This is a genomic window from Varibaculum sp. (genome assembly GCF_008661855.1).
Classification (GTDB): domain Bacteria; phylum Actinomycetota; class Actinomycetes; order Actinomycetales; family Actinomycetaceae; genus Varibaculum; species Varibaculum timonense_A.
In genome coordinates, this window is the sequence record NZ_RPZY01000054.1 from 67,298 (window position 1) to 78,723 (window position 11,426).

Consider the following 11,426-nt stretch of genomic DNA (forward strand, 5'->3'; position numbering starts at 1 on the left):
AAAGTAAGGGATTTATAAAAGAAAATACTTATCTAATTTTTACCGCCTTTGTAGTAGGCAGAGCCAAAATCTCTCTTTTAGGATTCAATATCGGCAGCGCTCCCCCACCCGTTTTCTCCCTTGGGACGAGCCTCAGGGTGCATAATCAAATACTTCAAGGTAGCAACCACCTGCCGGGCGCTATACCCATGGAACATATTGTCTTTACCACCTTTGGCGAACTGAATAATCGTATCCAAAGTCATGTAGTGGTAGTGATCGTAATGAGGAATCACAAAGCGCTGTTTTTCATGGTCATACCGGGTGGCATGGATGACATTTCCGTAAGTAATGTACTTTAAGGGCACAATCAGTTTCGCTTCTACCTCGTCATAGGTGAAACGTTCATCTTCATCAATCGGCGAAGTATCTTTCGGTTTTTCTTCCTGATATTCCGTAATTTTAATATCGGGATATAACGCGGAGGGATCCGTATAACTAATCCCCTCGTGTCCATCGGCGAAGTGCAGATGCCAATGGTCACCGTGGCGTTCAATTCTTACGACCCGTTCCGGATCATTGGGGTCTTGTTTTCCACTTCCCGGTTTAGGCTTTGGCTTTGGCTCTGCTTCCGGCTTTGGGGTCTGCTCCTTATCGGGCTTGCTTGCATTTGCGCTACCGGAGTGCGATCCGCTGTATTGCCCTATCTTGATTCGCGGGAACACCTTGGCGGGATTATCGTAAGTAATAAATTCCTGCCCGTCCTTGGTGTAGGCATGATAGTGATCTCCGTGTTGCAAAATCTTCACGATTGGCAGTTTCGCCAGCTGCTGCAAGGAAACGACCGACACAAAAGGCAGTTTGCCTCCCGGAGCCGGTTTAGTATGGCTACCGGTCGTTCCTTTGTTTCCTTTTGAGCTAACTGCTGGATTAAAGGGGGAGGACGGGCCTGCTGGACGCGGTGACCAGACGCTAGGTACGGTTACTCTCCCGCTCCCATGGCTGCCGTTATAAGTTCCGACTGCAACCCCAGGATATAAAGAGCGCGGATCACTATAGGTAATGAACTCTCGACCATCAGCAGTGTAAACATGGTAGTGATCGCCGTGTTTCAATATCTTTACTACCGCATTTGACGCGAGAGAGGACAGTTGAGAAGTGGAAACTACTTTGGCAGCTCCTTTTAACTGACCAGCATTCTTTGCTTTTGAAGGGTCAGTGTAGGTAATGATTTCCCGGCCGTCCTTAGTGTAGACGTGCCAGTGATCTCCATGCTTCCTGACTCTTACGATCTCATTGTTAGCAACTTCCGCATCTACTAACACTTCCGTGGTTTCATCTTGCTTATATTTGGGCTCTTTTGGTTGCGCAGTCGTTCTTCCCGCAGCAGAGATAGCGCTCCCTCGGGATTGAAGTTCATTGCCACCTCTAAAAGCCAGCCCCAGCGCAAATGCGCTTGAGGTAAGCACCAGGGTTAATGCCACTGCAACCCCAATTATTACTTTATTAATTTTCATTTTTCTCCTTACTTTTTGCGAAACACCAAGGCTGCTAACAGCCCGAATACGGATATGAGGACGATTACCGCGCCGGGGCGCAGGTTTTGGTAGTACGAGATAATTAGCCCCGCGTACACGAACACGAGGGAGGCTCCTATCGAAACTAGGAGCGTACCGCGATAGGTTTTAGCCAATTGCATGGCGCAAATTGAGGGGATGACCAGGATAGAGGAGACTATTAGCGAGCCAATGGTTTTGGCAGCTACCGAGACTGACAGTGCCACCAGCAGGGAGAACACAAAGTTCAGCTTTCGAGAGTTAATCCCCAGCAATCTGGCAACTTCAGTATCAAATAGCGTGAGATAAAGGTGGCGGTACAGGAGTTTGTAAATAACTAAAACTACCACTCCCACCCCCAGTACCAGATATAACTCGAGGTCACCGAGGGTTACTATCGACCCAAATAGATAGGTGGTGATAGCGCTAGAGCCACCGGAGAAACTGGTGAAAATCCCCGCCAGACCGATTGAGGCAGCCAAAATAATGACGGTAGATATTTCTTGATAGGCACGCAAACGAGCCCTAAGCGCCTCCACCCCTAAAGCAGCAATTACGCAGGCTACAACCGAGCCTACTAGGGGATTAAATCCGAAGGCTAACCCAGCGGCCACTCCCGCGAGGGAGGAATGAGAGAGCGTATCGCCCATCATTGACAGGCGTTTGAGCACAATCGGTAATCCGATTAGGGGTAAAAGTACTGCCAGGATGGTTCCTACCAGAAAAGCGCGCTGCATGAAGTCATAGGCAAGCAGATTCACCGGCACTCCTTTTATATTCTTCCAGCTGGAGGCGAGTTAGGACTCCTCTTTCAAGGCGGTAGGCTTCATCTAGGAAAGAGACGGCTTCCGTTAGATGATGGGTAATCATTAGGACGGAGTTGCCGGCTAGGCATTGCCGGCGCAATATCTGATACAACTCTAGGGAGAACTGCTGGTCTACCCCACCGGTTGGCTCGTCAAGAAGAATTAGGCGCGCCTGTTTCAGCAGTGCCACTAGCAGACCTACCCGCTGCAATTGCCCGCCAGATAGTTCACTTAGCCGATGATTTTGCACCGCCGTTAGCCCCACGTTTTCCAGTAATGCTTCCGGGGCTGTTTTCTGTTTGAGCTGCGCTAAATACATCTTGAGTAGTTCTTTAACCGTGGTGGGAAAATTTCGGTATCTGCTGACAGCTTCTTGGGATAGGTAGGCGAGGTCGCGATAGTGATTATCGGCGCTGAGCGAATCTTCAAACAGCCGGATTTGTCCTGTTTCTGCTTTGAGTTTTCCGAGGATTAGGTTCATCAAGGTGGTTTTTCCGGCGCCGTTTCCCCCTACTATCGCTGCAAATTTTCCGGCTGCCAGCGAGAGATTAACTCCTTGTAAGAGCGGATATTCTCCGTAGGTAAAGTGGAGTTTTTCTATTTCCAGTACGTTACTCATCGGAAGGATTCCATCAGGTTAGTGAGGTTTTTTTGCATTAGCCCGAGGTATCCCAGGTTTTCTTCCTCTTTAGTTAGGTGCTCCATGGTGTAGAGGGTTCCGGTTTTCGCTCCGGTAGTGCGCGCTAGAGTTTCTGCGACTTTCGGAGTGGCTTTCCCTTCAAAGAAAATGGTGCTGATTTGATGCTTTTTAACGAATTCAGCAATCGTAGCCAATTGGTTAGCTGAGGGTTCGTCCTCGGGAGAGATTCCGGTGACCGCTACCTGTTTTAGTCCATAGTCGTCCGCCAGATAGTTAAAGGCGGCATGGGAGGCAACAAAGTAGCGTTTTTCGGCAGGGATTTTAGCTATTTCCTGTTGGAACTTTTTATCTAGCGCCTGGAACTTTTCTTGAGCTTTCTTTAGATTATCCCGGTAGTAGCGGGCATTGTCCGGGTCGATAGCACTTACTTTTTCGCAAATAGTTTGCAACTCGATTTGCGCATTTTTTACGCTCAGCCAAGTATGAGGGTTGATTGCGGTGTTGTCAGTGCGCGCGGCATCTTTGTTTTTTAGCAGCGTTAGCCCTTGCGATAAATCAAGGAATTTTTCGTCTTTCCCTATCGCTTCGCGTAAATCTGAAATAAAGCTTTCCATGCCGGCTCCGTTGTAAACAATCAAGTCGGCTTTAGATAGTTCTGCCCGCTGGGCAGTTTGCAGTTCAAAATCGTGAGGTTCCTGAGAACCCGAAATCACGGATTTTACCTCCATTTTGTCACCCACGATTTGTTTACTCAGGTCGGCCACTGGGAAAAACGTGGCATACAGGAGGGGTTTTTTCGACTCAGATTTGTTGCCCACATTCGCGCTTTGAGAGTTGGTTGCACATCCGGCCGTAGACAGCAGAAAAACGGCGGCAATGACGGAAGACACCAGCGCCTTTAGTCTATTTTTTTGCACGATATTCCTAACGGTTCTCTAGTTTGATTTTCACTGACTTTTACTTACCCACTAATCTTAACGGTAATGAGAATGGTTATCAATTTAGGAGAGTTGAGGATACTCACAAACCCGAGAACGAGATTGCGCCACTTCCTCACTACCGCCAATCGTCGGCACAGAATACCGCCAATCGTCGGTGTGAATTACGGCCAATCGTCGGAACGGATCACCGCCAATCGTCGGAAAGCAATGGTAGAATCAATAATTAGATAGGCAGTGAAAGTAGAAATGGGGCGACTGAATTGAGGAAGTACAGAGAGAGAATTGCTGACGATATTTTAAAGAGGAAGCTGGAGGGCAAAGGTGCGGTAGTGATTGAAGGTCCAAAGTGGAGCGGGAAGACCACCACCGCAGAACAGATTGCTGCAAGCGTTCTATATATGGACGACCCGGAACGCAAAGAACAAAATATTGCCATGTCAGAGCTAAATGCGAAGAGATTACTACAGGGAAATACCCCTAGATTGATTGACGAATGGCAACTTGCTCCAAAACTTTGGGACACAATCCGTTTCGAGGTTGACCACCGTAACGAACTTGGACAGTTCATTCTCACTGGTTCTGCTGTTCCAGCGGACACCCAGGAAATTACCCATTCCGGTACTGGACGCTTTACTTGGCTAACAATGAGACCTATGAGCTTGTATGAATCAGGGGATTCCACAGGTGAAGTCAGCTTGGGAGACTTATTTGCGGGAATGTCAGAAATTGATGGCGGCACTACTCTAAGTATTGACCGTCTGGCTTTCCTTGCGTGCCGTGGAGGATGGCCACAAGCGGCTGATATGCGCGATGAGATAGCTTTAGATCAAGCTATTGATTACTACGACGCTGTTGTTCACTCCGACATTAACCGCGCTGATAACGTACAAAAGGATGCCGAGAGAGTTAAACGCCTTATGCGTTCCTATGCAAGAAATCAAGGAGGTCAAGTACCAAATACCGTACTTGCACAGGATATTTCTATAAACGAAGCAGCTGCTATCAACGAGGAAACTGTTGCCTCTTATGTTAATGCACTTCGCAAAATCTTTGTCGTAGAGGATTTACCTGCTTGGAATCCTAATTTGAGATCAAAAACCGCTATTCGTTCTGCCGACACGCGCTACTTTGTAGACCCTTCTATTGCGACAGCAGCTTTGGGAATAGGGCCAAACGACTTATTAAATGATTTAAAGACTTTCGGATTTGTATTTGAGACACTCTGCATCAGAGACTTGCGCGTTTTTGCTGATAGCCTCGGAGGGAAGGCTTATCACTACCGAGATAAAAATGAACAGGAATGCGACGTAGTTATTCACTTAAGGAACGGCAAATACGGTCTCATTGAAATTAAACTTGGTGGCGACAAGCTAATTGAATACGGTGCAGAGACTTTAAAGTCAATGGAAGCAAAAATCGATACCGGGAAAATGAATACTCCATCTTTTCTTATGGTTTTGACAGGAACCGGCGACTGGGCTTATCGGCGCAAAGATGGCGTTTATGTAGTTCCTATTGGTTGCCTAAAAAACTGAGAACAAAATATGAATCCTGTTTTTAGCCTTTTTCGTTTCCTGGGATTAAATATATTTTTTATCAAAACATAGCTATTACGTTTGCAAACTACACTCACCCGTAAGATTAAAAGCCAAATCGCACTCAAAAATCGCAGGAAACAGCTTAATCCTTCTAACCATAGAACCGCGCCCCCTGCTATACAAAGACAAAAATACCCATATCTAATAAACCCTTGACAGCAAAGCAACACACTCGAAATGGTGGGTGTGGGGGAAGAGGTCGTAGGACTGTAAGGACGTAATCTGGTAGCCGTGGGATACGGCGACTTTTAGGTCGCGGGCTAACGATGCCGGATCGCAGGCTACGTAGATAATCCGCTCTGGCTCTAGGTTTGTCAGCGCCGCCATCACTTTTTGTCCCGCACCGTTGCGCGGCGGATCCATTACCACCAGGGGCGGCGTCCTCATATTGCCCGCATAATCCGCGAGCGCCCGGGCATCTACCCGCCCAGCTCGAACATCAATACGTCCAGGAACTCCCGAAAGATTCTTGCGCGCCATTTTCACTGCCGTCTTTGAACCCTCCAAAGTAGAAAGCCGTCCTCCCCTGTCCAAAATTTTAGCCAGAGGACGCGAAAACAGCCCCGCGCCCGAATATAGTTCCAGGATTTCTTTCCACTGCCGGTTTCCGGGCGTCAGCAGAGGCTCACTATTCTCGCTCGCCGCGGCGCTCCCACTCTCCTGGGCGGTGTCGGCACCCTCGCCGCTTACCGCATTTCCTCTCCCCTCTCCTGGAGCAGAAAGCGCCGCGCTACCTGGCTCGCAGTCACTACTAGCCGCCGCGATTACCTGTTCACACAAAACCCGTGCTGCTTCGCGGTGTGCTTGCCAAAACCCATCTGGGGCAACCTGATATTCCCCGAAGCCAGAAACTGTTAAACGGATACTTTTCTCATTAAGGGCGTACCCGTCCTCGTCAAATAGAGTACGCCCATCCCATACCCGCAGCCCTCTCGCACTCGCCCAAGCCCGGATGCGCCCGGAGGGCACAAGCACCTTGCCCCATAAATCCGGGTGTCTAAATAGGGACGAGTCACTAATAACTGAATCGGCTAGGGGGAAACTGGTAATCTCTTGTAGCTCTTCCCCGCGGAATTTAGTCATCGCCAACCGCCCGGCACCACTAACCTCAAAATCGGCGCGCAAACGGTATCTCAGACCGTCTTCGCCACTAGCCTCCTTGTCGCCGCTAGCGTTATCCACTCTCTCACCGCCCGCGGCTTCTGCTACTGAATCACCGGCCTGAGTACCCGCGCCCACGCAGCCACTACTCACGCCTTGGCAGCTCAGCTCTCCCCCACTGGCAGCCGCCGCTTGCGCGTAAACTTCCTCGCCCCCTAAGCGCCGCAAGCAATCCGCCAGCACCTCAGCCTTCCAGGTGCGTTGGTAAGACAGTTTTACGTGACATAAATCTGCCCCTCCAACCCCGCCAGGGCCTGCCGATGCCCAAATAGGTTCACGGCGGTGCGGGGAACTTTCCAGTACCGCGCCCACCTCAGCAAAAATAACTTTGCCTTTTTTAGCGACCGGAACGGCTTTTACCTGCTCGCCCGGCAGTCCGAAACGCACCATATAGGTTTGACCGTCCTGGTATGCCAGGCAGTAACCGCCATGCACGGGGCGTAATAACCGCAGAGTAAGTTCATTCATAGTTAAAGCTCAGCAGAAAAATCGGGTTGAGTGTTCTGGTGATAGCGATCTTTTCGGTCATTGCGACTCTGTTCTATCCCCCAACCCCCGTGGACACTATCGAGCCAGGGCAAATGCCCATCGTCGCCCATGAAAGCTCCTTTAGTTAAATCTTGCGGACGACCTCTAAACACCGGGGATGAGTGACGGTATTCTTCGGGAGGACGCAAAGGCTCAACTCCAGCCCGCAGCGCTGCCCGTTCTAAGCTATCAGACAGGTTCCAAGGAACCAGCACCACCAGCACCCCTGGTATATCCCGTAGCTGGCGGCGAATATGCTTGGCAGAGCGATTATGTAAATACTTTTGCCAAGGATATTTCACCAAGTAGAAGGGGATATAAACCGTCACTAGGTCGCGCGGACAGCGCCGACGCAGCGATCGGATATGTTGCACTAAAGGACCATTTATGTCGCGGAAAGGCGAGGCCAAAACGGTAAGCGGGATTTCCAGCCCACTGGCAAGCCAGTTTTCTTTAAGGCTGTTGAACTCTGCGGAATCAATATCTACGTGTACTAACGATAATGAGGACGGGTGTGCGGCACGGGCATACGCAATCGCACGCATCGTGGGTTTATCCAGTTTAGAAACCAGTACCAGGCTTTGAACCCGCGAGGGCATCGCCCGACCGGCTTCGTAATCAGTAACGGTTATTTGCTTACCGGAGTGCCGATAGTAGCTACCAATCGACCATAACAGCAAAAACACCACTGCCATCAGCGCTAACGCCACCCAGGAGCCGTAGGTAAAACGAGAAAGAGTTACCACCGCAAGTACGGTTGCGGTGCAGATAAACCCAATTGCGTTTACTATCCAACGGCGACGCAAAACTTTTCTACTCTCCTTAAAGGTGCGAATCCTGAGTTTAACTTTCCAATATCTAAGCATTCCCAGCTGCGAAACAGTCAAAGAAATAAACACACCCACTATATACATGTGGATTAACTTGGTGGCGTGGGCATTGGTTACACAAATCAATACTGCTGCCAACAGGGCAGGTAGGAAAACCGAAAGCGAGATGGAACGCCTATCTCCCCGTCGAAAAAACTGCGGAGGCAAGAATCTGTCGCGTGAAAGTACCTGAGTCAGCTGGGAGAACCAGTTAAAAGCACTGTGAGCCGCAAAAACTAATATCAAGGCGGTGGTGGCAGTAACCAAAAAAGCGATGAGCGGGACAGAAGTAAATACTGTGTCGGCTAACTGTGAAATTACCGGGGGAATCTCCCTGGTAGTTAGGTGATTATCAGGGGGAAGAATCTGAGAATCAAAAGCAGGAACCTTAACTCCCGTAACTTTCGCTAGGTGCAGGACGCAAAGCATCATAGTGGCACTAATCAGCCCGAACAGCACCAGGGTGATTCGCGCGTTTTTAGGACGCGGTCGATTAAAAGCCGGAACTGCGTTACTAATCCCTTCAACTCCGCTCAAGGCGACGCACCCTCCGGAAAATGCGCGCAGGAACAGCAGCACTCCTCCTAATCCCGTAAGTCCTGCCTGATAAGGCTCAAGTGGCATGATCTTTAGTGACGCGCTGGCAGCTTGCCCTAGCGTTCCCATCCCCTCTTGCACTAGCCCGAAAACCGCGAGCAGACCGATAGCCCCCATAAACAGATAGGCGGGGATAGCGAATAGCCGCCCAGACTCGCGCACCCCCAACAGGTTAAGTACAGTCAATAGCGCGACCATGCTTAAAGCTACCTCTATTTGATAGTCGCTAAACGCGGGAATCAACGCCGAAAGATAGTGCGCACCTACCGTTGTTGAAACCGCGATAGTTAAACAGTAATCAACGAGCAAGGCGCTAACCGTAACCAAGGCAGCTGAAAGTCCCAAATTTTCCCGCGAGACTTCATAGTCTCCCCCTCCGCTAGGGTAGGCACGTACCACTTGCCGATAAGAAATAATTATTATCGCCATCACCGCAAATACCGCTAACCCCACCCATAGCGAAATACCGGATGCAAAGATTCCTCCCAACCCTAAGGTGAGAAGAATCTGGTCGGGGGCATAGGAGACAGAAGAAAGCGCGTTAGTAGTGAAAACCGGCAGCGCGTAGCGTTTTGGTAATCCGCTATCAGCAGCGGACTGCCCAGTATCTGCCTGAGATTTGAAACGGTTTTGCATACCTTTCACCTCCCGATCATCCCACTATCTACAGAAATCTTACAGTTGCTAACCAGGTGGAAGCTGAAAATACTGGAAAAAAGGTTTACGCTACTTCCATGCACTTCGTTGTTTTAGGTTCGGGCAGAGTAGGAGCCCGGATTGCACAGACCCTGGACGAACAGGGGCACTCGGTAGCTATTATCGACTCCAACACCGAGGCTTTCCGTAAACTTCCCACCGATTTTTCGGGTCAAAAAGTTAGCGGAATCGGTTTCGATCGGGAAGTGCTAGAAAGAGCCAATATCGAGGAAGCCTACGCTTTTGCGGCTATCTCGAACGGGGACAACACCAATATTTTGGCGGCCCGTATTGCCCGTGAGACCTTTGGGATAGACCGCGTGGTTGCCCGGATTTACGATATTCGCCGCGCCGAGATTTATCGCAAACTTGGAATCAACACTACTTCTCCGGTGTCGTGGACAGCCTCGGAAATGTTGCGACAAATGCTGCCCAATGATTCCCAAGTTGTCTATTGCGACTCGGTTTACCAGGTGAAAATCCTGCGAGTTATCCCCAGTGAATACTGGCTAGGGCTTAGTTTGCAGCAAATCCAGAAACTACTAGATATTAAAATCGCCTATATCGGGCGAGACGGCGAAGCCTATTTCAACCTATCTACCCTGGTTGTTCAACAAGGTGACGAACTGATTTGTACTGTCCCCGCCGAAAGGGCAGCCGAAATCGAGCGGGCTTTCAAACGTCCCCCACAGCAGGAGGATTAAAATGCGGATTGTGATTGCCGGAGCCGGCTCTGTGGGACGTTCCATAGCTAGAGAACTGGTAGCTAACGGCTATGAAGTTACTATGTTGGACAACCATCCTTCCCGGATGGAGGTTGCCTCGATTCCGCAAGCGGATTGGGTTTTAGGGGACGCCTGCTCCCTGGATGCTCTCTCGAAAGCCGAAATCAGGCAAGCCGATGTAGTGGTGTGCGCTACCGGGAACGACAAAGTGAATCTGGTTGCCTGTCTGCTAGCTAAAACCGAGTTTGGGGTGCCGAAAACGGTGGCGCGGGTAAACAACCCGAAAAACGAGTGGCTTTTTGATGACGCCTGGGGCGTAGATGTTGCCGTGTCCACCCCGCGAGTTATGACTTCCCTGGTAGAGGAAGTGGTGTCGGTGGGGATTCCGGTACATTTGTTCCGTTTCCACACTTCCGACACGAATATGTATTCATTGACGGTTCCGGAAGATTCACCGTTAATCGGCAGTCCTCTATCTACCTTAGATTTACCTCCCTCGGTGGTGTTAGCAGCGGTTTTGCGGGATTCTCGTCCTCTGTCACCTCGCCCGGATACGCTACTGCAAGGTCTAGATGAGTTGTTGATTCTTTTCAGTTCCGAAACCGAAGCTGATTTAGAGCAGATTAGTACCCTATTTGCTCCCCCTCCCGAAGAAATCACCGACCCCGCACAAGAGGATTAGTTAGTTCCTAAATCAGCTAATCGCTAGCCCGTAATTTAGCGGTTTCCTCGCGCAGTAGAGCCCAGTTGAAATAACCGACGAGGGCGAATGCGGGCAGACCTAGAATAAGGCGGGCTACTCCCAGCGGAACCAACAAATTCGCGTAATACAGGGGTAGTTCTACCGCTAATCTCACCGTGAACAGTGCCACCCACATCCAGGTGCAAGTCCGGGCAAGGTTATAGAACCTACGGGAACTGTGTTTACGCCAACTGCTCAGTTTTCCGCTTATCCCCGCAACTAGCCACCCAATAGCTGGTCGCCGACAAAGAATAGTGACGACTAATACCGCTGCGTAAACCCCGTTTATCCAAAAACCGAAAGCGAAAAAATTCTCGACTTGCCCGCTACGCCAGGCCCAAAACACACTGATTAAAGTGCCGGCAAGACCGGCTAATACTTGCCTTAAGCTTTGACGGCGTAGCAGACGAATAGACGCAAAAATAAACGTGGCAGCCAGCGCTAAGATTACCGGCAGGCGCAGGGAATGCATGAAAGGATAGACTGCTACCACCAAGAGGGTGGGCAGAGTGGCTTCTAAAGCTCCCCAAGGACCTCCGATTGCTGCACTCACCGAGAACTGTTTAGCCCCCAGTTGCGCCCCAATCC

The 11,426-nt window shown here is 50.0% G+C and carries 10 protein-coding genes; 3 read left to right on the top strand and 7 right to left on the bottom strand.

Features of this window, described 5'->3' with window-relative positions; genetic code table 11:
• Nucleotides 1–77: 77 nt before the first annotated feature.
• From QZT94_RS06725 to QZT94_RS06740, 4 genes are read right to left on the bottom strand one after another with little or no spacing between them, the layout of a single operon-like run.
• Nucleotides 78–1,496 (bottom strand): hypothetical protein, encoded by a 1,419-nt coding sequence (locus tag QZT94_RS06725; RefSeq protein ID WP_296761051.1) that lies wholly within the window; start codon nucleotides 1,494–1,496, stop codon nucleotides 78–80.
• A gap of 8 nt (nucleotides 1,497–1,504) precedes the next feature.
• Nucleotides 1,505–2,296, bottom strand: a complete 792-nt coding sequence (locus QZT94_RS06730; protein WP_024059113.1) for a metal ABC transporter permease — start codon at nucleotides 2,294–2,296, stop codon at nucleotides 1,505–1,507.
• Entirely contained in the window at nucleotides 2,277–2,960 is a 684-nt protein-coding gene (locus QZT94_RS06735; RefSeq protein WP_024059114.1) for an ATP-binding cassette domain-containing protein, read from the bottom strand. The genes QZT94_RS06730 and QZT94_RS06735 overlap by 20 nt, the downstream gene beginning before the upstream one ends.
• The gene (locus QZT94_RS06740) at nucleotides 2,957–3,898 is read right to left on the bottom strand and encodes a zinc ABC transporter substrate-binding protein (protein ID WP_072509414.1); all 942 of its coding nucleotides are present in this window, start codon (nucleotides 3,896–3,898) and stop codon (nucleotides 2,957–2,959) included. Before QZT94_RS06740 ends, QZT94_RS06735 begins: the two co-directional genes overlap by 4 nt.
• A 284-nt stretch (nucleotides 3,899–4,182) precedes the next feature.
• On the opposite strand from QZT94_RS06740, the gene QZT94_RS06745 reads away from it, so the two are divergent.
• Nucleotides 4,183–5,457, top strand: coding sequence for a DUF4143 domain-containing protein (locus tag QZT94_RS06745; RefSeq protein WP_270625586.1), 1,275 nt, complete (start codon nucleotides 4,183–4,185; stop codon nucleotides 5,455–5,457).
• Between the two features lie 204 nt (nucleotides 5,458–5,661).
• Here QZT94_RS06745 and QZT94_RS06750 read toward each other — a convergent pair whose 3' ends face one another.
• Both QZT94_RS06750 and QZT94_RS06755 read right to left on the bottom strand, forming a co-directional pair.
• Nucleotides 5,662–7,149 (bottom strand): hypothetical protein, encoded by a 1,488-nt coding sequence (locus QZT94_RS06750; protein WP_270625585.1) that lies wholly within the window; start codon nucleotides 7,147–7,149, stop codon nucleotides 5,662–5,664.
• A gap of 2 nt (nucleotides 7,150–7,151) precedes the next feature.
• The gene (locus QZT94_RS06755; protein WP_296761056.1) at nucleotides 7,152–9,311 is read right to left on the bottom strand and encodes an APC family permease; all 2,160 of its coding nucleotides are present in this window, start codon (nucleotides 9,309–9,311) and stop codon (nucleotides 7,152–7,154) included.
• A 56-nt stretch (nucleotides 9,312–9,367) separates the two neighbouring features.
• Here QZT94_RS06755 and QZT94_RS06760 point away from each other — a divergent pair, with 56 nt between their 5' ends.
• Together QZT94_RS06760 and QZT94_RS06765 are read left to right on the top strand one after the other, a co-directional pair.
• Nucleotides 9,368–10,075 (top strand): TrkA family potassium uptake protein, encoded by a 708-nt coding sequence (locus tag QZT94_RS06760; protein WP_296761057.1) that lies wholly within the window; start codon nucleotides 9,368–9,370, stop codon nucleotides 10,073–10,075.
• Nucleotide 10,076: 1 nt separating this feature from the next.
• Nucleotides 10,077–10,778: a TrkA family potassium uptake protein gene (locus QZT94_RS06765; RefSeq protein ID WP_072509409.1), complete on the top strand. Its 702-nt coding sequence runs from the start codon at nucleotides 10,077–10,079 to the stop codon at nucleotides 10,776–10,778.
• A gap of 16 nt (nucleotides 10,779–10,794) precedes the next feature.
• Here QZT94_RS06765 and QZT94_RS06770 read toward each other — a convergent pair.
• The coding region (locus tag QZT94_RS06770; protein WP_296773312.1) for a DUF3159 domain-containing protein at nucleotides 10,795–11,426 on the bottom strand (632 nt) is incomplete at its 5' end.